This window comes from Gramella sp. Hel_I_59 (assembly GCF_006714895.1).
Lineage (GTDB): Bacteria > Bacteroidota > Bacteroidia > Flavobacteriales > Flavobacteriaceae > Christiangramia.
In genome coordinates this window covers 3,340,906-3,365,251 of sequence record NZ_VFME01000001.1, presented here as the reverse complement: position 1 = coordinate 3,365,251, position 24,346 = coordinate 3,340,906, and the positions used below count along the sequence as shown (strand labels likewise).

The following is a 24,346-nucleotide window of genomic DNA, read 5'->3' as shown; positions in this document are numbered from 1 at the left end:
CAATGTCCAGTAAAAACATCAGAATAACAGTATCTTAACAGCAGCTTATTTATCTTTTGCAGTTGCCGCCGCCCGCTCTTCAAGTTCTTTTTGAAACTCTTCCATCACCGGTTTGACTGTGCTCTCCGGTAGATCAGCAATCCTTATATACATGAGTCCGTCTACCGCATCATTGAACAATGGGTCTACGTTAAACGCAACCACCTTGGCATTTTGCTTGATATATTTTTTTATAAGCACCGGAAGTCTTAGATTTTCAGGTTCCAGCTCATCTATGATGCGGTCAAATTTGTTAAGGTCAGCTTCACTTTCATCAAAGACAAGATCTTTATCGGCATCGACAAGTTTTACTTTAAATTCTTTCTTTGGGTGAACATACTGGGCAACATAGGGATCGTAATAATTGGATTTCATGAATTCGATCATGAGAGATTTTGAAAAATTACTGAATTTGTCACTTATGGTGACTCCGCCAATCAGATACTTATGCTCCGGAAATCGTAAGGTGCAATGCACAATTCCTTTCCATAATAAGAACAAAGGCATTGGCTTTAGCTGGTATTCTTTAATGATAAACGCACGACCCATTTCGATGCTCTCGCTCATCATTTTATAAAGTTCTGGTTCAAAACCAAACAGGTCCTGCAGGTAGAAACCATCAATTCCATGCGCTGCGAAAATCTCATTTCCCATTCCCATTCTGTAGGCGCCGGCGATCTTTTCAGCTTCACGATCCCATAGGAACAAATGATGATAATGATCATCGAATTTGTCTAGGTCCACACTTTTATTGGTGCCTTCTCCTACCTCACGAAAAGTGATCTCTCTTAATCTGCCAATTTCATTCAGGATGTTTGGGATCACTTCACGTTTGGCAAGAAACACCTCGTAATTTTTACTTTGCAGCAGCCGTTTATCCATTCTCCTGCAATTCTCCACTTCAAGACTCATTAATTCTGAATTGGTTTCTTCAGCAACATCTTTCGGAGATCTGGGGATTTTTAGTGTTCTGGGAAGTTTGGACAGTAAATTTTTCTTTTCAAAAACATTGGCAAGCATATATGTTTTCCGTCGTAAAAATGCGGTATACGCTTCCAGATTCGTATGTTCTTTCTGATCTTCTACTGAAATTGGATGACCTATTCGAACCTTTATTTTTCTACGCTTCTGTGAAAGCATCTCACTAGGTAACTTTGCTGTACGCAGCACATCACTCATACTAGCCAGGCGATAGAAAAATACGCTGTTCTTAGCATGGAAATAGATAGGAAGCACCGGCACTTTTGATTTTTGAATAAGTTTCATGGCTGAAGGTTCCCAGGGTTTATCCACGATCAAATGCTTGTCCTTGCTTGTTGAAACTTCCCCGGCAGGAAAAATTCCCAGCGCGTTCCCGGCTTTGAGATGTGCGATCGATCTTTTCATTCCTCCCAGACTGGACTTGGCATCCTTATGGTCTTCGAAAGGATTTACCGGCAGGATGTATGGTTTGAGTGGATCGAGACGGTGCAAAAGAAAATTCGCAATAACCTTATAATCGGGTCTTTTTTCCAGAACCAGCTTCATCAGGATCATTCCATCAATCCCTCCCAGAGGATGATTAGAAACAGTGATAAAAGAACCATCTTTTGGAATCCTTTTCAGGTCTTTTTCCGGAATATCATAATCGATCTCAAATTCATTCAGAATAGAGTCTATAAACTCAATTCCGTTAAGGTTTTTGCGTTTATCGTATTCACGATTAATACGGGAAAGTTTCGTGGTTTTAAGGATCAACCAGCCTATGCTGTCACCAAGAAAACCAAATTTGCGAAGATTCATCACTTTGGCTACTTCTCTTGCACTTACAATTCCCATAGTTGCCTGGTTTAGTTAGTTTTTGACCTAAAATCAATCTTCAGCTACCAGTTGAACGGTGTTTTGAGTCAATTGTTTTAAAAGTACGGTTTTATCCTTTTCCAGGCTAGCGATCGCTTCAGCATTGAAATGCCTGATAGTATAAAGAGAAACACCTGTCTTGTAATCCACTTTGAACCGAGCCTTGAGATGCTGGATAAGTTTTTCAAGCTGGTTGAATTTATTATCTACGCAAACCTTGAAACTAATAGCCGAATTTTGAATAAGATCCACCTTCATCTGATATTTATGGAAAAGCCGGAATATTTCAGAAATATTCTCTTCCACCATAAAGCTGAAATCCAGGGAAGACAATGAGATCAATACCTGATTTTTCTTTACGATAAAGCAGGGTACTTCAGGAAAAATAGTCCTGCCTTTACTTACAGCAGTACCTTCTTCCGCAGGATTAATAAAAGAGCGAACATAAAGCGGTATTTCCTTTCTTTGTAATGGCTGTAATGTTTTTGGGTGTATCACTGAAGCACCATAAAACGCAAGTTCTATAGCCTCTTCATAGGAGATCTGGTTGAGTAAATGAGTTTCAGTGAAGTGCCGCGGATCTGCATTCAGAACTCCAGGCACATCTTTCCAGATCGTCACATTTTCAGCGTTAAGGCAATAGGCCAGGATCGCAGCTGAATAATCTGATCCTTCCCGACCTAATGTCGTCGTGAAATTGTTCGCATCTGAAGCAATAAAACCCTGAGTGATATTTAGCCTTGACGTATCGATATGGCTGAGTACGAGGTCCTGAGTTTTACTCCAGTTTACCTGAGCTTCCCGATTAGTACTATCGGTTTTAATAAATTGTCGGGCATCAAGCCATTGTGATGGAATCTGTTGAGCATTAAGGTACTCGCTAACAATAGTGGTAGAAAGCAATTCACCAAAGCTCACCACTTGATCATAAACGAAATCGTATTGTATTGATTTATTATGTTCTAAAAAGTTTTCAAGTTCGGTAAAAAGCCTTTGAATTTTAGTAAAAACCTTTGCTCTTGTATCTGGAAAAAGCTCCTGCATGATCTCCAGATGATAGGTTTTCACCTCTTCCAGGGTACTTGAAACTCTGGAATTTTGCAGGTATTCCTGTACAACAAACTCTAAAGCATTCGTTGTTTTACCCATCGCAGAAATTACGATCAGTTTTTCTGCAGTTCCAGTAACTTCAAGAACCTTCAAAAGATTACGTACGCCCTCAGCATCTTTTACTGAAGCACCACCAAACTTAAATACTTTGATCACTATTTTTTCACATTTTTATGGATGCCACTTTCTTCCATATGCACGGTCTTCCAGCTCTCCTTTATCTGCGCACCCGTATTTTCGTAAAATTCGATCGCATTTCTATTTCCTTCTGAAACGACCCATTCTATACGTTTAACGCCATGTTCATGACCATATTTCACAACTTGCTGGTATAAAGCTCCGCCAAGACCTGTTCCACGCATACTTTCACGAACGATAAGATCTTCAAGGTGTACGGTTCTTCCTTTCCAGGTAGAAAACCTGAAGTATACCAACGCCATTCCTTCGATCTTTCCGGAAACATCGGCTACAAAACATTTAAAGTTTTCATGTTCAAAACCTTCTTTTTCCAGTGCGGCAACATCTACCTCTACATCATCGAGATGGTTTTCATGTGCGGCAAGTTCTTTTATAAGTTCCAGAACATCCCGCATGTCTTCACGTCTGGCCTCTCTAATTGTATATTCCATAAGTCAAATTTTAACAAAAATAGGGATTGTAGATGATAAGTCTATTAAAGCCTTATTAAAGCATATTTTTATTTTGGAGATAGGCATGCATTCCATCTGCATCCATTTGTACCGTATCCCAGTCCTGCATGACATTAGCACCACTTCTGCGATAGAAATCGGCAGCATCTTTATTCCAGTTTAGAACCACCCATTCTGTTCTTTTTACATTTTCTTCGGAAGCAAATTTGATCACCCGGCTGTAAAGAGCAGATCCCAGGCCTTTGCCTCTGTAGCTTTCCCGAACCACCAGATCCTCAAGATGAACAGTTTTTCCCTTCCAGGTTGAATACCTGAAATATATAAGAGCCATTCCGTGGATCTTCCCTTCAACTTCAGCAACAAAGCAGGTGAAAAGAGGTTGCTCACCAAAACCATCTTGTATAAGATCTTTTACTGAAATAATCACTGCGTCTGGCTCCTTTTCGAAGATTGCGAGTTCCTTTATAAGATCGAGAACGTCCTGCATGTCCCGGGCTTCCGCCTTTCTAATGTTAATTTCCATATAAATACTTTTCTACAAATTTAAACAATAGTAGTATTGCCAGCGAAATCGTTATAGTAAGATCAAAATTTAATACTTTAGCGGCCAGAAACCCAATTTCATGTCTAAGCCAAATCAAACTCTCGGAGAATTTATCATTGAAAACCAGTCAGATTTCCCGGGTTCTTCCGGAGAGTTATCCAGACTTATCAATTCTATTCGGCTAGCTGCCAAAGTAGTAAATCACGAGGTGAATAAAGCCGGACTAGTGGATATCATCGGGGCTTATGGCGAGACTAACATTCAGGGTGAAGACCAGCAAAAGCTGGATGTCTATGCGAATAATAAGTTTATTCAGACCCTAACGAATCGGGAGATCGTTTGTGGAATCGCTTCCGAAGAGAATGATGATTTTATCCGGATCGAAGGGCATAAACGCGATCATAAAAATAAATATGTTGTATTAATGGATCCGCTGGATGGTAGTTCGAATATAGACGTAAACGTATCTGTAGGAACTATTTTCTCGATCTATCAAAGAGTGACACCTATTGGGACTCCTGTTCAGAAGGAGGATTTTCTTCAACCCGGGAATATGCAGGTGGCCGCAGGATATATTATTTATGGAACTTCAACGATGTTGGTATATACGACAGGTCATGGAGTGAATGGATTTACATTAAATCCTGCACTGGGATCCTGGTATCTTTCTCATCCTGATATGAAATTTCCTGAAGATGGAAGGATCTATTCCATTAATGAAGGGAATTACATACATTTCCCACAGGGTGTAAAAGATTATATCAAATACTGCCAGGAGGAACAGGGAGATCGTCCTTATACTTCCAGGTATATTGGTTCGATGGTATCAGATATTCACCGGAATATGATTAAAGGTGGTATCTTCATGTACCCTAAGAGTTCCAAAGCCAATAATGGGAAATTGAGACTTCTTTATGAGTGCAATCCATTTGCATATTTAACAGAGCAGGCGGGAGGTAAAGCCAGTGATGGTTTCCAGAGAATTATGGATATAAAACCTACTGAGCTTCACGAACGTGTGCCTTTCTTCTGCGGAAGCAGGAAAATGGTGGAAAAAGCTGAAGAATTTATGCGTAAAGCTGAAACTGAAGATCAGTCTCAGTCATTATCTTTCTCAAGCAAATAACGATAATCATCGAAGTTTAACTGTCCGCTAAAGATCTGGATAGAACGCTCGATAATTCCTTCAGAAGCCTGGCTGGAAAAACCAAGGCCTATCGCGTAGCGCTTAATAAGTTCAGTTTCTTCTTCGTCGATCTCATTATCTGCAAAGATGATCTTGAAAAGATCGTGCAGGCGCTCTAATCTTCTTTCAACACTATTGGATCCAGTAAGAGGAAATGCTTTTGGGTTTTCGATCACCTTAGCATATTCAGCTTCGTTAATATCCAGTTTACGGGCAAATCTTTGAAGTAATTTCTCTTCTCTATCATTAATCTCACCGTCAATGGCTGCAAGATTTACGATCGATGCGAAATGACTTAAGTTTCTTAGATGCTCTCCTGAGCCAAATAAATCTGAAAAGGACATTTGTAGTATAATTTAGTCTTACAAATATAAAGATATCCCACACTTTAATTACGCAAAGCCAGCATTATTCTTGCTAGTCGTTCGCTAATCTTTTCTTAATCCTTTCCGTTTGAATCGAGTATTATTTAAATTCAATTTTCTTCAGAATTTATGGAAACACCGCTACTGGCTTTTAATGACAAAGGAATTTACTGTGCTGCTGCAGATGTATATCTGGATCCGTGGAAACCTGTGGATAAAGCGATTATATCACATGGTCATGCAGATCATAGCAGGTATGGTCACAAAAAATATATAACGCATCACAGCAATGTACCTATTATTAGTCACAGGCTGGGAGAAATTAATGTCACCGGCAAGAAGTGGAATGAAATCTTTACGATCAACGGAGTGAAATTTTCGTTGCATCCAGCAGGTCATATTATTGGTTCTGCCCAGATCAGGGTCGAGTATAAGGGTGAAGTCTGGGTTTTCACCGGGGATTATAAAACGGAGGATGATGGTGTTGCGGTCCCTTATGAGCCTGTAAAATGCCACACTTTTATTACTGAATGCACCTTTGGATTGCCCGCTTTTAAATGGACTCCACAGGAGCAGGTTTTTGCTGAAATAAATAACTGGTGGGCGCAAAACCAGGCAGATGGGAGGACTTCTGTTCTCTTCGGTTATTCCCTCGGAAAAGCCCAGCGTTTACTGAAGCATTTAGATCCATCTATTGGAAAAATATATACTCATGGAGCCATTGAGAATATGACAGAAGTATTACGTTCTCAAATGGATTTTCATGAAACTACAAGAGTGACCAGGGAAACCACGAAGGAAGAATTAAAAGGTAATATCGTACTGGCCCCGGGAAGTGCTCATGGAAGTACCTGGATCAGGAAAATGGTGCCTTATGTAACCGCCTCAGCCAGTGGATGGATGACTTTTCGTGGTGCCAGAAGAAGAAGAGCGATCGATAAAGGCTTTGTACTCAGTGATCATTGTGACTGGCAGGGTTTATTATCATCTATCAAAGAAACTGGTTGTGAAAAAGTGATTTGTACTCATGGATATACCGATATATTTTCGAAATATCTGCGCGAACAGGGTTACGACGCACGAACTGAAGAAACTCAATACGAAAGTGAGACTGGGCAACTGGAAAGCGATAAAGAAAAGGATTCGGAATGAGAGCATTTGCAGATTTGATCAAAACACTGGATAGTACCAATAAAACTACCCTGAAAGTTGAAGCTCTTACCGAGTATTTTAAAAATGCTGAAGACAAAGACAAAGTCTGGACCATTGCGATTTTAAGTCATCGAAGACCGCCCAGACCGGTAAATACAACCCTCATGCGGGAATGGGCTTCAGAATTAGCGAATATTCCGCTCTGGCTGTTTGAAGAATCCTATCATATTGTTGGAGATCTGGCTGAAACTATTGCCCTTGTTATTCCGAAGAGTGACAGTTCTACGGAAAAGAGTCTGAATCAATTCTTACAGGAGATCCTTGAACTCAAGAAAAAGCCAGAAGAAGTAAAAAAGGAATATCTTTTTGATAACTGGTTAAATCTGAATTATTACGAACGTTTCGTCTTTACCAAACTTATAACCGGAAGTTTTAGAATTGGAGTGAGTCAGAAATTGATGACTCGTGCTCTGGCAAAAGCTACTGAAATTGATGAAGATATCCTTGCTTATAAATTAATGGGGAACTGGGAACCTTCAAAGATTACCTATAATAAGCTTATTCTCGAGGAAAACGAAGAGGATTTTCTTTCAAAACCTTATCCATTTTATCTGGCTTACGCCATTGAAGATGAACCTGATGCACTTGGAGACGTTTCAGAATGGAGCGCAGAGCATAAATGGGATGGCATACGTTCGCAGGTAATTATTAGAAATGACCAGTTATTTGTGTGGTCACGTGGAGAGGAATTGGTAACCGATAAATACCCTGAATTTGAAGCTTTGGTTGGCGTTGTTCCCAATGGTACGGTCATCGATGGAGAAATTCTACCATTTCCAGATGGTGAAATTGGAACTTTTAATGATCTGCAAACGCGGATTGGACGTAAGAATGTTAGTAAGAAGCTTCTTGAAAAAACACCGGTTATTTTAAAAGCTTATGATATTCTGGAATGGGAAGGTGAAGACATTCGGAATACAGCATTTGGAGAGAGACGTGAGATACTGGAAAAGCTATATCACGAAGTTCGAAGTGAAGAGCTGCCCTTGCATCTTTCAGAAAGTATACGATTTAAAAACTGGGAAGAAGCAGCTGTAGAGCGCGAAAATTCGAGAGAAGTAAAGTCGGAAGGATTAATGCTGAAAAGACTTGATTCTCCGTATCTCGTAGGAAGAAAAAAAGGCGACTGGTGGAAATGGAAAGTTGATCCGCTCACCATAGATGCAGTACTTACCTATGCCATGCGAGGTCATGGAAGGCGAAGTAATTTATTTACAGATTACACATTCGGGCTCTGGGATGAAGAAAAAAAGGAACTGGTGACTTTCGCAAAGGCTTACTCCGGACTTACCGATAAAGAATTCCGAAAGCTGGATGCCTGGATCAAACGAAATACGCTGGACCGCTTTGGCCCGGTTAGAAGTGTAACTCCACATTACGTATTCGAAATTGCTTTTGAAGGAATAGCAGAATCTAAAAGACATAAAAGTGGTGTTGCAACAAGGTTCCCCAGGATACTTCGTTGGAGATTGGATAAAAAGATCGAGGAAGCCAATACTTTGGATGATCTAAAAGCGCTCATACCATGATGAAGCGGGCTGAACTCATAGGACTGGCAGATTACTGGTTTGCGGGACAGGACTGGAAACCTTTTAAATTTCAGAAGGATACCTGGACAGCTTATCTTCAGAAGAAAAACGGATTATTGAATGCGCCTACCGGAAGTGGGAAAACTTACGCATTGTGGGTTCCAATAGTACTGGAATATATTCGTAAAAATCCGGATTATAAATCGAAGCATAAGAAAGGTCTGAAGGCGATATGGATCACTCCGCTTAGAGCTTTAAGTGTAGAAATTGAACAGGCCGCTTCACGCTTTGCGGAAGAAATGGGAACGCAGTTTACCGTGGGTATCAGGACCGGCGATACTTCCCAGAAGGACCGGGCCGCGCAGAAACGCTCCATGCCAGATCTGCTCATTACAACCCCGGAAAGCTTGCAATTGCTGCTCGCTTCCAAAAACTACGACAAAACATTCAAGGACCTACAGGCGATCGTGATCGATGAGTGGCATGAACTTCTCGGGACTAAGAGAGGTGTTCAGGTAGAATTAGGTCTGTCCCGATTAAAAACTATCTCTAAAGATTTAAGGATCTGGGGTATTTCTGCTACAATCGGGAATCTTGATCAGGCAAGGGAAGTACTGCTTGGGCCAGAGTCAAAAGCCTTTGAAAATTCGGTTTTGGTGCGAGCATTCTTGAAAAAGAAGATCGATGTACGATCTATCATTCCGAAGAAAATGGAGAAATTTCCCTGGCGAGGGCATTTAGGTCTGCATTTGCTGGATGAGGTCGTGCCTATTATCAAGGAATCCAGAACCACTCTGCTTTTTACCAATACCAGGTCGCAATGTGAACTCTGGTTTCAGAAATTGCTGAGTAAATACCCTGAGTTTGCCGGTGAAATAGCCATGCATCATGGAAGTATTAATAAAGAAACCAGGCTTTGGGTCGAGCAGGCAATAAGAAACGAAAGTTTGAAAGCCGTGGTCTGTACTTCAAGTCTTGACCTAGGAGTAGATTTCGCGCCGGTGGAAACGATCGTGCAAATTGGCGGACCTAAAGGTGTAGCGAGATTTTTACAAAGGGCGGGTAGAAGTGGTCACCAGCCGGGAAAAGTAAGTTTGATCTATTTTCTGCCAACACATGCAATAGAGTTGATCGAGGCTTCAGCTTTACAAAAGGCCGTAGTAAAAAAGGCGGTAGAGGATCGAGTTCCTTACCTGATGAGTTTTGACGTTTTAGTTCAATATTTAAATACGCTGGCGGTCTCCAACGGTTTCTTCCCAAAAGAGATCTTTCCAGAAATTGCCAGTACGTTTTGCTTCCAGGGAATCACCGAAGATCAATGGCGATGGATCCTGAATTTTATTACCAAAGGCAGCCAGAGTCTTCAGTCTTATGATGAATATAAAAAAGTAGAGATTGAGGAAGATGGAAAGTTTAAGATCAATAATCGGGGAGTTGCCATGCGCCACCGACTTCAAATTGGAACTATTGTTAGCGACGCGGTACTGAGTGTAAAGTATATAAAGGGGGGCTATATAGGAACTATGGAAGAGTTCTTTATTTCCAAATTGAAACCCGGAGATGTATTTACCTTTGCCGGTAGAAACCTGGAACTCGTTCGAATTAAGAACATGCAGGTGCTGGTTAGGAAATCTAAGAAGAAAACGGCTAAAGTTCCTAGTTGGTCTGGTGGAAGAATGACCTTCTTCGCTCAAATGAGTGAATTATTACGCGATGAAATGTATGAAGCTTCAGCATTAGAGCAGGATGAGAAGACCAGTCCTGAATTTGAAGCTTTAAAACCTATTTTTAAGAGACAACAGAGAGATTCAATCATTCCAAAGGCAGATGAGTTTTTAATAGAAACTTTCAAAACCAGGGAAGGTTATCATGCGGTTTTCTATCCTTTTGACGGGCGATTTGTGCATGAAGCTTTGGGTAGTTTACTTGCTTACCGTATCAGCTTGCTAGTTCCAATCAGCTTTTCGATCGCATTCAATGATTACGGATTCGAATTACTTTCAGATCAAGAAATTGATATGCAGCAGATATTGGATAACAATCTGTTTTCTGCAGAGTATCTTATGGATGATCTCTATAAAAGTTTAAACTCTACGGAAATGGCCCGTAGAAAATTCCGCGATATAGCAGTGATTGCTGGATTGGTATTTACCGGGTATCCAAATAAGCTGATCAAAAGCAAACACCTTCAGTCGAATTCGCAATTATTATTCAGTGTTTTCAGAGATTATGAAGAGGACAATTTACTGTATCAGCAAGCCTTTCGGGAGACTTTTGAGCATCAGTTAGAAGAAGGGAGATTAAGAATCTCCCTTGATAGAATTTCGAAACAAACGATCGTCTGGAAAAAATGTGCGAAACCAACACCCTTCTCGTTTCCAATCATTACAGATAGAATGCGTGAAAAATTATCTTCAGAAAAGCTGGAAGATAGGATCAAAAAGATGCTGAAGCAATTAGAGGCTTAGTTGCTCTCTCTCATTTGCTTATCGATATAATGTCTTACCAGTTCTGTAGTTACTCCAAAGGCAACATGGGCAAAAAGCTCATTGATCTGCATTCTTACAGGCACATCTGTCGGTTTTGGCTCAAGACCCAGAATTGGTAAAGAAGTTTCGTGAGTAGAAGCCCAGGTCGTAGCACCAAAAATGATCCCGTCCATAGGTTTAAGGCCAAAACGGTTCTTTTTACCATAGCCATAAGCGGCTCCAAGAGAACCACCCATTGGGATGTTCACTAACTGTTCTGCCAGTGCTTCATTGTGAGTGCTTACCGGGCTACCTGTGATCTTAGTCGAAAGGTCGTCTACTATCTTCATTTGAGAAGACTTCTGGTCGATTTCTCTAACCGGAAGAACCTGCTCAATAAGGGTCTTAACAGCAGTCCCGGCAAGACCACCAATAAAACCTGAAATTACGCTACGACTTGTATTAGAAACATATGAATCCTTCTGAAAGAAATTTGCTACACTCATGATTTTGATTTTTTTGTGGAATAAAACTATTTATAAAGCGGGCGTTGCACAATGATTTAACACTGCTTTGGCACAGCTTTACACGAATTTTATATTTTTGAGTATGGATGATAAATTACAAGTAGCCATAATTCAGGCTGAACTGCAATGGGAAAATTCTGAAGCGAATCTGCAGATGTTTTCAGAAAAGATAGAAGCGATCAGTGATAAAACAGAACTTATTGTACTGCCGGAAATGTTTACGACAGGTTTCAGTATGAATGCTGAAAATCTTGCTGAAGAAACGAAAGGAAAGACCCTCAACTGGATGATCGAAACGGCTAAGCATAAAAATGCTGCGATCACGGGAAGTGTGATCATCAAAGATCATGGCGAATATTATAACCGACTCTTTTTCGTATTTCCTGATGGAGATTATAAAATTTATGACAAACGACACACCTTCACTCTGGCCAAGGAACATCTTACATATACTGCAGGAAAAGACAGGTTGATCGTTGAATATAAGGGTTGGAAGATTTGTCCGTTGGTATGCTATGACCTGAGATTTCCCTTATGGGCCAGAAATACCGAAGATTATGATCTATTGATTTATGTAGCCAACTGGCCAGAAAAGCGTGTAAATGCCTGGGATGCATTACTAAAAGCGCGTGCCATCGAAAATATGAGCTACTGCATTGGATTGAATAGAACCGGCGAAGATGGTGATGGCTATGTTTACAACGGGCATTCTGCTGCTTACGATGTTTTAGGTAATGCGATCACCGGCCTGAATAGATCTGAAGAATTCGTGGAGGAATTCGAACTATCAAAAAAGGAAATGCTGGAAACCCGGGAGAAAATGAAATTCTTACAGGATCGTGATTCTTTTAGTCTAGACTAAATTTATAAGGTTGATCCCAGTTAGCGCGCACTTCTAAAGTGTCTCTTAGATACTGAATCCTTTCTGGCTGAATCTTTTTCAGGAAATTACCTGTGTCCCACTTTTGGTTAGCATTGCTGTCAAAAATAACACGCACTAGGATATCCCCGGGATTGAGATAATTGAAAGTGAAATTCGACCGGTCTTCTGAATATTGCTCAGCGAGAATTTCACCTTTAATATTAGTTAACTGTACGATCACTGGAAATTGTTGAATATTCTGAAGATCAATGATGATAGTACCAAATGCTGAAAGATCTTTAGTGGTCATATTCTTATAGATCGTGTCATTGGTTTCTTCAAAAAGGTCTGTAATTGCACCTGGAAATGCAGTAATATTATAATTGTTTGCTGGCTTTTTCTCAAATTTCAGTCTCACTTCATTCAGCAATGGATCAAATTCAGCTTCGAAAGGAACATCAGCAGAATCCATATCCATGATCCTGATCTGGTCTGCAGCATACTCAATGATTGGCGTGTTTGCTTTTAACTTGAAGTCTTTGATCAAATCGCCATTTTCGGTTGAAACCATCAGTGAGTCACGTTCCAGATTTCCCATTCTCGCGATTAGAGTATCCTGCGTTCTTGGAGAATTCACCGCAAACATTAGAGTATCCAGTTCCGGACTGGTATTATACCAGTAATATAAGGTGTCTTTTACAGGGTCCTTTATTATTCTAGAGCGGAAACCTTCAGGTCTGGCAGATAGTAAATCGATTTTAATACTATCGGGATCTGCATATCCTTCGTAACCAAAAATGATCTGGTTCCCTTTAAAATGATTGGGCCTTTTAGGTTCGAATTCGAGCTGTTCCTTGAAAACTGTAAGTTCAAAGGTTTCTTCAGTAGGAATCGTAATATCACCTTCTACAAAACCAATTTTTTCTTTTTTAGGGTTATACAGGTAATTATCGTTGCTATCCATAAGTGCAACCATTCTGTAGGTACCCGCTTTTAGATTTTCAAGACTGAAATTAAAAGTGCTATCCTGGGAGTATGTGATATACCTTGGAGTTTCCTTGAAAACTATAGAATCTGTATAAGAAGTATCGGCTTCATAAAGCATTACAGATATTACTTCTGAAGGTTCTTTCAGCTTAGCATCTCTAACAATTCCAGAAACTGCCAGTGAATCTATATAATCTCCTGTTGAAAATACATATTTGAAATAATCATAGGGATTCCCCTCATTGTTGTCTACGATAGATTTTCCGAAGTTAATGGCATAGGTAGTATTCTCTTCCAGGGTATCAGTGATCTCTATCTTGATATCTTTTCTTGCTGTTCCCAATGGCATGATGTTAGGTTTTGGAACCATGGGAGGAGAAATAATGATCTGTTGGGAAGGTTTGTCCAGCTTTATATATTCATCGAAGTAAATTCGGATTTCCTCCTTGTCGAAATTAGTAGTAAAGTTTTCGGGGTTTGCTCTCAAGAATTTTGGCGGATCTTCATCTACCGGTCCGCCCTCGGGCATTCCTTTCTTTGCACACTGTACTGTGGTGAACAGAAGTATCAAAACGAGAATAAAACCGGGTACTCTTTTCTTCATGAATGAAAGGGAATTCTTTTAGCAAAGAAACAATTATTTTGAATTACAACGTAATGCTTAGTGTGTAATTGCCATGGTAGCGATAGATATGCTGATATTTTCTATTTCAAGTAATTTATGAGCACAGGCTTCCAGGGTAGCTCCGGTCGTAACCAGGTCATCAACCAGCAGCACAGTCTTTCCCTTCAATTCATCGGGCTTGTGAAGTTCGAGCGTTTGTTCAATTTTGCCCCATCTGGAGATCCTGCCTTTTCTGGTTTGTGTTTGCATGGCGTTTACTTTTAATAGAAGATCAGATCTATATTGAGCATTCAATTTTTTGGCGATTTCGATTCCAAATGCTTCTACCTGGTTGTAACCACGTTCTTTTAACCTGGATTTATGCAAAGGAACAGGAAGAACCAGATCTATTTTCTTGTAATCATTAATAGCCGATAGCTCTTCTCCCAGCCATGCGCCGAGATATTTTCCAATTTCCTGGTGTCCGCGATATTTCAGATCATGGATAAGCTGTTGTACCCCAGATTTTTTTCTGAAATGTAATAATGCGGTTGCTTTGTCTATCTTTACCCTGCCCTGGAAAATTTTTTTGACCGGATTGTCGTTATCTAAATGATATCTGGTAACCGGAAGATCATGCAGGCAATTGGTACAAAGTATATGCTCATTTTTCACAAGTTCTGCCTGGCAAATGTGACAGGAAGCCGGATAAAGAAGATTGATGAAATCGTGAAACATTTGTTAATGGCTTGTACCAGACTTGGTTAAACGTATAAATTTACAAACTAAATTGATTCATAATGACAGAAAATAAAAGCAATACTGCATTAAAAGTTCTTACAGGTGTTCTTGCCGTGGCGCTTATTGCCCTGAGTATTTACACGATCAAATTCTATAACGAAGAAAAGGAGAATAAAGAGATCCTTCAGAAGGAAAAAACAGTTATAGAAGATGAGTTGAACGAACTTATCATCAAGTATGATGAGGCGATCGATGAGAATGAAGTGATGGATCAGGACCTGGTAAATGCACGTGATCGAATTACCAGATTATTAGATTCAGTAAAAGATAATGAGGCGAACCTGGTTATGATCTCAAGATATAGAAGAGAGATCGGTAATCTTAAAGCTGAAAAAGATAGGTTATTCCGCGTTGTCGATAGTTTAAGTGCACAGAATCAACAATTGAGTACTTCTTTGGATAGTACAAGCGTTGCGCTACAGGAAAGAACAAGATTTTCAGATTCTTTGCGTAATACGAACCAGAATCTTTCTACAAAGGTGGATAAGGCGGCACGTCTTAAGATCACCGGTTTAAAAGGAGAAGGTGTGATCGTTAGAAATAGTGGAAAACTAGTTGAAAATGATAGAACGGGACGTATTGACCAGATTAGAACCTGTTTTACTCTAACAGCAAATGATCTTGCAGATACAGGTGAGAAAACCATGTACGTTCAGGTATATAATCCTGAAAATGAACTTGTAGGTGACCAGATCGTGGTGCAACATGAGGGTGGAGCAATGGTTTATAGCGCATCTTCTAAAGTATTCTACGAGAAAGATGAACTGGATGTTTGTATTCTTTCTAATACAGATGAGGACAAACTACTGGAAGGAACTTATAAGGTCTATGTTTATAATGACGCTGTTCTTCTTGCAAATGGAAGTTTTAGCTTGAGATAGATTATTAAAACATAAAATACAGACCGCCTTGAAGCTTATTCAGGGCGGTTTTTTTATTTTTGTTCCATGGCAAAACAAGAAGACCTTTTTAAGAACGTGATTTCCCATGCCAAGGAGTATGGGTATATTTTTCAATCCAGTGAGATCTATGATGGTCTGAGTGCTGTATATGACTATGGCCAGAATGGAGCTGAGCTGAAGAAAAACATCAAGGAATACTGGTGGAGAAGTATGACGCAGTTACACCAGAATATTGTTGGGATAGATGCTTCGATCTTAATGCATCCCACCACCTGGAAGGCTTCTGGCCACGTGGATGCTTTTAACGATCCACTTATTGATAATAAAGATTCTAAAAAGAGATATCGCGCAGATGTTCTGGTAGAAGATTATGCTGAAAAGCTACTTCAGAAAGCAGAAAAGGAAATAACGAAAGCGAAGAAAAGGTTTGGTGAAGATTTCGATGAAGAAATGTACAGGCAGACCAATCCAAGAGTGCAAAGATATCTTGGTGACCGTAAAGAGATCCTGGAAAGACTGGCTCGATCACTTACCAATGAAGATCTTGCAGATGTCAAGAAGTTAATAGAAGAACTTGAAATCGCAGATCCCGATACAGGTTCCAAGAACTGGACTGAAGTTAGACAGTTCAACCTTATGTTTGGAACTAAACTTGGAGCTTCAGCCGATTCTGCTACAGATTTATACCTGAGACCTGAAACTGCTCAGGGTATCTTTGTAAACTTTCTGAATGTTCAGAAAACCGGAAGAATGAAAATCCCATTCGGGATTGCACAGATCGGTAAAGCCTTCAGAAATGAGATCGTAGCCAGACAGTTCATTTTCAGAATGAGAGAATTTGAACAAATGGAAATGCAATTTTTTGTACGACCGGGTGAAGAGCTTGAGTGGTACGAGAAATGGAAAGAAGTACGATTAAACTGGCATAGATCATTAGGTCTGGGTGAAGAGAATTACCGATTCCATGATCATGAAAAATTAGCGCATTACGCAAATGCAGCGGCAGATATTGAATTTGATTTTCCATTCGGTTTTAAAGAACTTGAAGGAATCCATTCTAGAACAGATTTTGACCTTAAAGCTCATGAAGAACATTCTGGTAAAAAGCTGAGGTTCTATGATCCTGAGCTTAAAGAAAATTATGTGCCTTACGTGATCGAAACCTCGATAGGTCTTGATCGAATGTTCCTGGCAGTTCTTTCATCTTCGCTAAAAGAAGAGCAACTGGAAGACGGGAATACTCGTACAGTATTAAAACTTCCTGCGGTACTGGCTCCAACAAAAGCCGCAGTATTGCCACTTGTGAAGAAAGACGGCTTGCCGGAACTTGCCCATAAGATCATTGATGAACTTCAGTGGGATTTTAGAGTGCAGTATGATGAGAAAGATGCCATTGGGCGTAGATATAGAAGACAGGATGCTGCCGGAACTCCGCTTTGTATCACTGTGGACCATGACTCACTGGAAGATGATTCAGTAACAGTGAGATTCCGGGATACCATGGAGCAGAAAAGAGTGAAAATCTCTGAACTCGATGCATTGATTAGAAAAGAAACCGACTTTAAAACCTGGATGAAAGATTTCGCATAGGAATTTTCATTTTTGGTATAGTCCCGATATAAAGGCAATTAAGCGATTAATTGCCTTTTTTATATTGATTAAATTTGATAATGTCTATTTTTAGTCATTATTGAAGTTGATGCATTCGCGATGAAAAAATATATACTATTACTTCCTCTTTTATTTCTTTTTCAGCTGAACGTTTTTTCCCAGGAGAAAGAAAGAATGGGACCTGCATTCATAGATTCTGCCAGCGTAATTAAATCCGGAGCACTTTCAAAGAAAAGATTGATCCCTTCTACCAAAAAACAAAAGCTTTATAATCCGAGAAACCGGGGAATCAATAAGATCGTTCCGGGGAAAGGCCTGCCAAAAAGGGACGATCCTACTGTGCAAAAGAAAAAAGGTGAGATCCCGGCGAAAGCTCCAATATTTACATTTGATGGAGCAGATACGAGATCAACACCATCAGATCCAACCGGTGCCGTGGGCCGAAATCATTATGTAAACGCATGGAATTCTGAATTTGCGATCTGGGATAAGCAGGGAAATGTTTTAATTCCTGGTTCTTCGCTCGCTAGTATTGGTGGAGCTTTCAATGATGAAACCGATGGGGATCCTATCGTTTTCTACGATGAGTCGGCAGATAGGTTCGTGGTCATGCAATTTAGCGATGATCTTGCGCCAAGAGGTACAAGTAATTCCCCGGCGGCATTGCTTTTTGCAGTTTCTCAGGGTCCCGATCCTGTAAATAGTGGATGGTACACCTATAGATTTGACCTGGAATCATTGCCAGATTATCCAAAAATTTCGCTTTGGAGCGATGGTTATTATATTACTACCAACAAGGATGCTTTAGAACCACAGGGCAAAGAGATCGTTTACGTACTCGAGCGTGATAAAATGCTGGCTGGTGCAAATGATGTTAGAATACTAGGTTTCCCCTTGCCGGGAATTCAGAATAACGGATTTTACAGTCCGGCAGGTTTCAGTGTGATGGGATCAGATCTTCCGCCTGTTGGAGATGCACCAATAATTTATTTACAGGACGATCAATGGGCCGGGGTGAATGAGGATCACTTAAAGATCTGGCTTATGGATGTAAGCTGGGAAAATCTTTCATCTTCCAGCATTCGGTTAAGCCAGGAACTTACAGATGGTGTTTCACCATTTATAGCAACTTTTGATGGTGGTAGCTTTAAAAATCTTGCTCAGCCGGGAAGTGATACAGATATAGATGCCTTACAAGGTGCCATGATGTATATGACACAGTATCGAAGGTTCGAAGATCATAATTCGGTGGTTATGAACTTTGTGGTAGATGTGGATGCAAGTCCTGCTGAACATGCGGGCATTCGCTGGTATGAACTAAGACAGCCAAACGATGGAGCAGCCTGGAGTGTTTACCAGGAAGGTACTTACGCTCCGGATCCTAGTGATAGATTTAGCGGAAGTATTGGGATTGATGCCCGGGGAAATATAGCTCTTGGTTTTACAATTCTGGATGATAATCCAGTGGATCCAATTTTCCCATCCATTCGTTATACCGGAAGGTACGTAAATGATGCATTGGGAATCATGAGTATCGAAGAACAGAGCATTGTGGAAGGATTGAGTCCGCAGCCCAGTCCTTTTGGACGTTATGGAGATTATGCGCATCTAAGCATTGACCCGGTAGATGATCTAACCTTCTGGCATAATGCAGAATATTTTGAAGGAACAAGGCGTCTTAATAAAGTAGGAGTTTTCAGATTTTCTGCCACAGAATTGAACGATATTGGAGTAATTAGCCTTGAAAGTCCCGAAGATGCCAGTTTAACAGCTTCAGAACAAATTAGCATCAGGCTTAGAAATTTCGGACTTAATCCTCAATCTAATTTTGAGATTAGCTATACCATAAATGGAGGTGAAACTGTAACTCAGACCTATACTGAAACCATTCCTGGGGAAAGTGTTGCTGAATTTAATTTTTCTGAACTCGCAGATCTTTCCGAAGTAGGCCAGATTTATACACTGGTTATTTCTACCAATCTTGAGGGCGATGTTAATCCCGGAAACGATAGTATTGAAGCTGAGGTGAAGAACTTACCACCTAATGATGTTGGAGTTACTTCTATCGACGCGCCGGAATCTGGAGAGAACCTGAGTGCTTCTGAGCAGGTGACGGTTACGATCGAGAACTTTGGGGGAGAGCCTCAAAGCAATATCCCGGTTTCTTATCAGGTTGGAAATAACGCTACTGTTTCTGAAGTTTTTAATGGTACCCTTGAAGTGGGAGGTCTTGAAGTTTATACCTTTGATCAGACTTCTAATTTCTCAAGTTCCGGGAGATACACGATCACGGCAAGAACGAGATTAGCAAACGATTTTGATCCATCGAACGATTCAGAAAGAACATCGGTTGCTAATTTAGATTGTATTCCTGAAGGTTCAGATTGTTCCCAGGGAGACGGTATATTTTATTTCGAGATCAATGATTTTGTAAATGAAAGAATTCCATGTACTACCGGATATCTTGATTTTATTGGAGGTACTACGAATCTTGATCGATCAATAAACGATTACAGCGTAACTGTTCAAACCAATTTTGCAGATGATGATGTGGAGAAGTTTTCCATGTGGATCGATCTAAACGATAATGCGGTTTTTGAAGATTCTGAAAGATTGATCACTTCGGAAGTGATTCCGGAAATCAATACTCCTTTCACTTATGATTTCAGTTTACCTGAAGATGCCAAATTGGGACAACACTTACTAAGAATAAGAGCTGGTGATACCAGTTTTGATGGAGATCTAAATGATCCATGTTCAGTAATGGCTTATGGAACAACACATGATTATTCAGTAAATATCATTGACAGTACTTTAGATATTGAAGACTTTATCCTTAATGAAGCTGAATTGATCGTGGTTTCAGATCCAACAGTAGAAGGTCTTCACAGGGTAGTAATGGAAACGAGCTTTAATGAACCTCTACGTCTTACAGTTCATGATATTAGCGGACAATTGCTACTTGAAAACCTGATCCTGAATGAAGGGGACGGTTATATCTACGATCTGGATATGTCGTACGCTGCGAGGGGAGTTTACCTGGTTCGCGTAGGTACCCGAAAAGTTGGAAAAGTAAAACGCTTTATCGTAAAATAACGATCATTTTAAATAAATCATAACGCTATCCGGGACCACGAAAAGTTCAGATAGCGTTATTTTTGCGCAAAATCGAATTCTATGACTATTATCTCATATAATGTAAACGGCATCAGGGCTGCGATCAGGAAAGGTTTTCTTGACTGGTTACAACAGGCAGATCCAGATGTGGTTCTTATTCAGGAAATAAAAGCTACTCCAGAACAACTTGATCTGGAAGTCTTTGAAAAGGCTGGGTATCCATATCAATACTGGTATCCCGCAACTAAAAAAGGATATAGCGGCGTGGCAATTTTGAGTAAAACCAAACCAGATCATGTAGAATATGGGACCGGGATAGATTATATGGACTATGAAGGCCGGGTGATTCGGGCAGATTTTGGAGAACTTTCAGTCATGAGTCTTTATTTACCATCGGGTACCAATACTGCAAGGCTCGATTTCAAGTTCAAATTCATGGAGGATTTCCAGTATTATATTGATGAACTTAAAAAGTCCAGACCTAATTTGATTATTGGCGGGGATTACAACATTTGTCACGAAGCCATCGATATTCACGATCCAGTAAGGTTAAAGAACACTTCCGGATTTCTTCCTGAAGAACGACAGTGGATCGATAGGTTAATGCAAAGTGGTTTTATAGATAGCTTCCGTCAATTTAATGAGGAACCAGATCAATATTCCTGGTGGAGTTACAGAGCTAATGCACGAAATAACAATAAAGGATGGAGGATCGATTATAATTTGGTAGCAGCACCCCTGAAAGATCGCTTAAAAAGAGCAGTAATCCTGCCGGAAGCATACCATAGTGACCATTGTCCCGTTCTAGTAGAAATCGAAAAATAAAAAAATTATGAAACTTAGAATCCTTACAATATCAACACTTCTTGCATTGGGAACTTCCTGTGTTTCATCGAAAAAATACAATGATCTGGAAGGTAGAAATGCAGACCTTCAGCGTGAGAATAGAAGCATGAATGAGGACCTCAATTCCTTCCGAAGTAATTCGGAAAAGCTTGGGAATGATCTTGCCGGCTTACAAAAAGAGTACGATGCTGCTACTACAGAGCGAAATGATCTAATGCAGAAATATGCTGCGTTGCAAAAGAACTATTCCAGTCTGGAAGAATCTTATGATGCCCTTGAGCAAAATAGTTCAGCAGCAATACTGGAGAATTCCCGTCAGAACAGAGAGCTACTCGCGCAGTTAGACGAAAAAGAAGCCGACCTCCTTACCGAAAAGAACCGACTGGAAAAACTTCAAAAAGACCTTAATCTTCGTTCTCAGAGAATCGATGAACTGGAATCTGTCATTGCAGCTAAGGACGCCAAAATGAACGCTCTTAAGAATGCTGTTTCCAATGCGCTTACAAATTTTGAGGGGAAAGGATTAAGCGTTGAGCAAAAAGATGGGAAAGTATATGTTTCCATGGAAAATAAATTGCTGTTTGATTCTGGTAGCTGGGCAGTGAATCAGGAAGGAAGAAAAGCTGTCAAACAGCTGGGAAGCGTACTTGCGCAAAATCCTGATATCTCAGTTCTAATTGAAGGACATACAGATAATGTGCCTTATGGAGGTAGCGGACAGTTAAAAGACAACTGGGATCTTTCTACTAAAAGAGCGACGTCCATAGTACAGATTTTGCGAGAAAACAACCAGATTGACCCTCAAAGTCTTACTGCTGCTGGTAGAGGTGAATATGCACCAATCGCCAAAAATGAATCTGAAGCAGGAAAAGCCAAAAACCGTAGAATTGAAGTGATTCTTACTCCAAAACTGGATGAAATCACTCGTGTCCTTAATGAAATTGAATAATTAGATGAAATATAGCAATCTACCGAATACCAATATAAAAGTTAGTAAGATCTGTCTTGGTTCCATGACTTGGGGAGAACAGAATACAGAGGCTGAAGGTCACGAGCAAATAGATTACGCCCTGGATAGAGGTGTAAACTTTATCGATACTGCTGAAATGTATTCGATCCCAACGAAGGCAGAAACTCAGGGAAGTACAGAAAAAGTGATTGGATCCTGGTTAAAGAAAACCGGAAGAAGAGACGATGTGGTAGTCGCCAGTAAAGTGGCTGGTCCCGGAGATATGGTTTCGCATATTCGCGAAAATCTTGGTTTTCACAAGGAAGCTATCCAGGATGCTTTGCATAATTCATTAAAGAGATTGCAAACAGACCATATCGATCTATACCAATTGCACTGGCCGGAACGTAATACCAATTTTTTCGGGAAACTGGATTATAAGCATGATGAATCTGAAGCCTGGGAAGAAAACTTTCAGGAGATCCTGGAATCTTTGCAGGAGTTTGTTCAACAGGGAAAAATTGGTCATATAGGTTTGAGTAATGAAACTCCTTACGGACTCATGAAATTTCTTCAGGCTGCTGGAGATAAACTGCCGAAGGTAGTGACCGTTCAAAATCCATACAGTCTTCTTAATCGAAAGGATGAGGTTGGATTAACAGAAATACTTCATCGGGAGAATGTAGGCTTATTTCCTTATTCGCCGCTTGGAATGGGAACGCTCAGTGGAAAGCATTTAAATGGTATACAAAAGAACTCCCGTTTGGATCTGTTTCCGCAGTATAAGAGATATTCAAATGATCTGGCAGTCGAGGCAACCAGGAAATACAAGGATCTGGCCGATAAGCATAATCTTAGTTTAACCCATCTGGCATTGGCTTTCGTGAATCAGCAGAAATTCGTGACCAGCAATATTATTGGTGCTACGACCATGGAGCAATTAAAGGAAAATATTGAGAGTATTGATATCGTTCTTAGCGATGAAATCCTGAAAGTGATCGATGAGATCCATCAGCAAATTCCAAATCCTGCACCCTAAATATTTGGGCTTACCAGGCTCTCATGCACATACATAGAACGGTCGAGGCTATCACGAACATGATACCAATCGGCCGTTTTTCCATGCACGAACAAAAGTTCGCCATTTCTGGCAGTTTTCATTATTTTAGAATTACTGGCAGCTGCTTTATTCCGCAGGTTTGCTTTCGTTGAAATTACTCTAAGTTGTTGCGCTATTTTATTTTCCTTCGGAATAGCACTTTCAAAGGTTTCAGTTTTATAAACAAATCCTAGCGGATCGATTGCTCCTGTATTCCTGCGATATATTCCGAAGTGTAAATGTGGAGGAGTGGTTTTAGCATTTCCCGTATTGCCAACAAATCCAAGAGTATCACCGGTCCTGACCGAATTTAAATTTGGAACTATACTATCCAGGTGAGCATAATATATAGATTGAGAGCGTTTTGAATCACGCAGCCAGACTTGTTTTCCACCAAGGCCTTTCTCTCCGGAATAACCTATCCTTCCAGAAGTCGTTGCAATCACCGGTGTTCCTCGATCTGCAAAAATATCTATACCCTCATGGTCCCGGCTACCACCATCCCGAATGTCTCCCCAGTAACTACCAATATCTGCATTATCCCCACCAGAAACTGGAAATTGATAAGCTGGTAGTATGGAAAGTTGTATTGTAAAAGCCGTATGAGCTTCAATTTCCGGCTGAAAGATCACTTTATAGAGTCCTTTTTCTTCAACTTCGTAGGAAATAGAACCATCAGATTTAGGTTTTAAAACCTGTTCAAACTTTTTAGTTTCCTTGTTACGACGATATATTTCAGTAAAAATAAGGGTGGAAGAGGAGTCGGTTTTAAAATTGGTGTTCAGGATCTCACCTGGTTTTAAATACGCTTGGTAAGAGTAAATACTGAAGCTTTTCGGTTTTAAGTTTCCTGCTTCAGTATACGGCATTTCAACTTCAATACTATCGTTTAAAGCTTTCTGAATCCTGGATTCCCAAAGACTAAATAATTCATTTGAAATATCGCGTTCCCGTTGATATTTCTCTTTATCAGAAAGCCCGGAAATAAGATCTTCAGCTTTTTCCAGCTGAGAACAGCCAGAAATAAGTAAGAAAATAAGAATATACCTAAGGTTGCGCATTTGCTTCATATCGAGCTAAATATACGCAGCAATTGTGC

At 40.2% G+C, this 24,346-nt stretch carries 20 protein-coding genes; 11 read left to right on the top strand and 9 right to left on the bottom strand.

Features of this window, described 5'->3' with window-relative positions; genetic code table 11:
* Positions 1-45 precede the first annotated feature (45 nt).
* From JM79_RS15650 to JM79_RS15635, 4 genes are read right to left on the bottom strand one after another with little or no spacing between them, the layout of a single operon-like run.
* Complete coding sequence (locus tag JM79_RS15650) at positions 46-1,857, bottom strand: lysophospholipid acyltransferase family protein (RefSeq protein WP_141879053.1); 1,812 nt, start codon at positions 1,855-1,857, stop codon at positions 46-48.
* A gap of 33 nt (positions 1,858-1,890) precedes the next feature.
* Positions 1,891-3,141 (bottom strand): aspartate kinase, encoded by a 1,251-nt coding sequence (locus JM79_RS15645; protein WP_141879266.1) that lies wholly within the window; start codon positions 3,139-3,141, stop codon positions 1,891-1,893.
* Positions 3,142-3,143: 2 nt separating this feature from the next.
* Positions 3,144-3,617 (bottom strand): GNAT family N-acetyltransferase, encoded by a 474-nt coding sequence (locus JM79_RS15640; protein WP_141879052.1) that lies wholly within the window; start codon positions 3,615-3,617, stop codon positions 3,144-3,146.
* Positions 3,618-3,672: 55 nt separating this feature from the next.
* Entirely contained in the window at positions 3,673-4,161 is a 489-nt protein-coding gene (locus tag JM79_RS15635; protein WP_141879051.1) for a GNAT family N-acetyltransferase, read from the bottom strand.
* Positions 4,162-4,261: 100 nt separating this feature from the next.
* On the opposite strand from JM79_RS15635, the gene fbp reads away from it, so the two are divergent.
* Entirely contained in the window at positions 4,262-5,308 is a 1,047-nt protein-coding gene (fbp, locus tag JM79_RS15630; protein ID WP_141879050.1) for a class 1 fructose-bisphosphatase, read from the top strand.
* Here fbp and JM79_RS15625 read toward each other — a convergent pair.
* On the bottom strand, positions 5,281-5,712 hold the full coding sequence (locus JM79_RS15625) for a TerB family tellurite resistance protein (RefSeq protein WP_141879049.1): 432 nt from the start codon (positions 5,710-5,712) through the stop codon (positions 5,281-5,283). The genes fbp and JM79_RS15625 overlap by 28 nt on opposite strands.
* A gap of 150 nt (positions 5,713-5,862) precedes the next feature.
* On the opposite strand from JM79_RS15625, the gene JM79_RS15620 reads away from it, so the two are divergent.
* Genes JM79_RS15620 through JM79_RS15610 form a run of 3 tightly spaced genes read left to right on the top strand, consistent with a single transcriptional unit; the run spans position 5,863 to position 10,942 of the window.
* Complete coding sequence (locus JM79_RS15620; protein ID WP_141879048.1) at positions 5,863-6,885, top strand: ligase-associated DNA damage response exonuclease; 1,023 nt, start codon at positions 5,863-5,865, stop codon at positions 6,883-6,885.
* Positions 6,882-8,474, top strand: coding sequence for an ATP-dependent DNA ligase (locus tag JM79_RS15615; RefSeq protein ID WP_141879047.1), 1,593 nt, complete (start codon positions 6,882-6,884; stop codon positions 8,472-8,474). The genes JM79_RS15620 and JM79_RS15615 overlap by 4 nt, the downstream gene beginning before the upstream one ends.
* Entirely contained in the window at positions 8,474-10,942 is a 2,469-nt protein-coding gene (locus JM79_RS15610; RefSeq protein WP_141879265.1) for a ligase-associated DNA damage response DEXH box helicase, read from the top strand. The genes JM79_RS15615 and JM79_RS15610 overlap by 1 nt, the downstream gene beginning before the upstream one ends.
* Here JM79_RS15610 and JM79_RS15605 read toward each other — a convergent pair.
* A complete protein-coding gene (locus tag JM79_RS15605; protein ID WP_141879046.1) occupies positions 10,939-11,448 on the bottom strand; it encodes a DUF1440 domain-containing protein in 510 nt (169 codons plus the stop codon). The two genes, JM79_RS15610 and JM79_RS15605, sit on opposite strands and share 4 nt — an antisense overlap.
* A 103-nt stretch (positions 11,449-11,551) precedes the next feature.
* On the opposite strand from JM79_RS15605, the gene JM79_RS15600 reads away from it, so the two are divergent.
* Positions 11,552-12,331 carry an amidohydrolase gene (locus JM79_RS15600; protein ID WP_141879045.1) on the top strand — a complete coding sequence of 260 codons (780 nt, stop codon included), beginning with the start codon at positions 11,552-11,554 and terminating at the stop codon, positions 12,329-12,331.
* On the opposite strand, the gene JM79_RS15595 is transcribed toward JM79_RS15600, so the two are convergent.
* Both JM79_RS15595 and JM79_RS15590 read right to left on the bottom strand, forming a co-directional pair.
* Positions 12,318-13,922: an Ig-like domain-containing protein gene (locus JM79_RS15595; protein ID WP_141879044.1), complete on the bottom strand. Its 1,605-nt coding sequence runs from the start codon at positions 13,920-13,922 to the stop codon at positions 12,318-12,320. The genes JM79_RS15600 and JM79_RS15595 overlap by 14 nt on opposite strands.
* A 57-nt stretch (positions 13,923-13,979) precedes the next feature.
* On the bottom strand, positions 13,980-14,660 hold the full coding sequence (locus tag JM79_RS15590; protein WP_141879043.1) for a phosphoribosyltransferase family protein: 681 nt from the start codon (positions 14,658-14,660) through the stop codon (positions 13,980-13,982).
* A gap of 62 nt (positions 14,661-14,722) precedes the next feature.
* Here JM79_RS15590 and JM79_RS15585 point away from each other — a divergent pair, with 62 nt between their 5' ends.
* From JM79_RS15585 to JM79_RS15560, 6 genes are all read left to right on the top strand, one after another.
* Entirely contained in the window at positions 14,723-15,604 is an 882-nt protein-coding gene (locus JM79_RS15585) for a hypothetical protein (RefSeq protein ID WP_141879042.1), read from the top strand.
* 66 nt (positions 15,605-15,670) lie between these two features.
* Entirely contained in the window at positions 15,671-17,215 is a 1,545-nt protein-coding gene (locus JM79_RS15580; RefSeq protein WP_141879041.1) for a glycine--tRNA ligase, read from the top strand.
* A gap of 120 nt (positions 17,216-17,335) precedes the next feature.
* Positions 17,336-20,332 carry a T9SS type A sorting domain-containing protein gene (locus tag JM79_RS15575; RefSeq protein WP_141879040.1) on the top strand — a complete coding sequence of 999 codons (2,997 nt, stop codon included), beginning with the start codon at positions 17,336-17,338 and terminating at the stop codon, positions 20,330-20,332.
* Between the two features lie 81 nt (positions 20,333-20,413).
* A complete protein-coding gene (locus tag JM79_RS15570; RefSeq protein ID WP_141879039.1) occupies positions 20,414-21,178 on the top strand; it encodes an exodeoxyribonuclease III in 765 nt (254 codons plus the stop codon).
* Positions 21,179-21,185: 7 nt separating this feature from the next.
* Complete coding sequence (locus JM79_RS15565; RefSeq protein ID WP_141879038.1) at positions 21,186-22,148, top strand: OmpA family protein; 963 nt, start codon at positions 21,186-21,188, stop codon at positions 22,146-22,148.
* Positions 22,149-22,152: 4 nt separating this feature from the next.
* The gene (locus JM79_RS15560) at positions 22,153-23,187 is read left to right on the top strand and encodes an aldo/keto reductase (RefSeq protein WP_141879037.1); all 1,035 of its coding nucleotides are present in this window, start codon (positions 22,153-22,155) and stop codon (positions 23,185-23,187) included.
* On the opposite strand, the gene JM79_RS15555 is transcribed toward JM79_RS15560, so the two are convergent.
* Positions 23,184-24,308 carry a M23 family metallopeptidase gene (locus tag JM79_RS15555; RefSeq protein ID WP_260443465.1) on the bottom strand — a complete coding sequence of 375 codons (1,125 nt, stop codon included), beginning with the start codon at positions 24,306-24,308 and terminating at the stop codon, positions 23,184-23,186. The two genes, JM79_RS15560 and JM79_RS15555, sit on opposite strands and share 4 nt — an antisense overlap.
* Positions 24,309-24,346 lie beyond the last annotated feature (38 nt).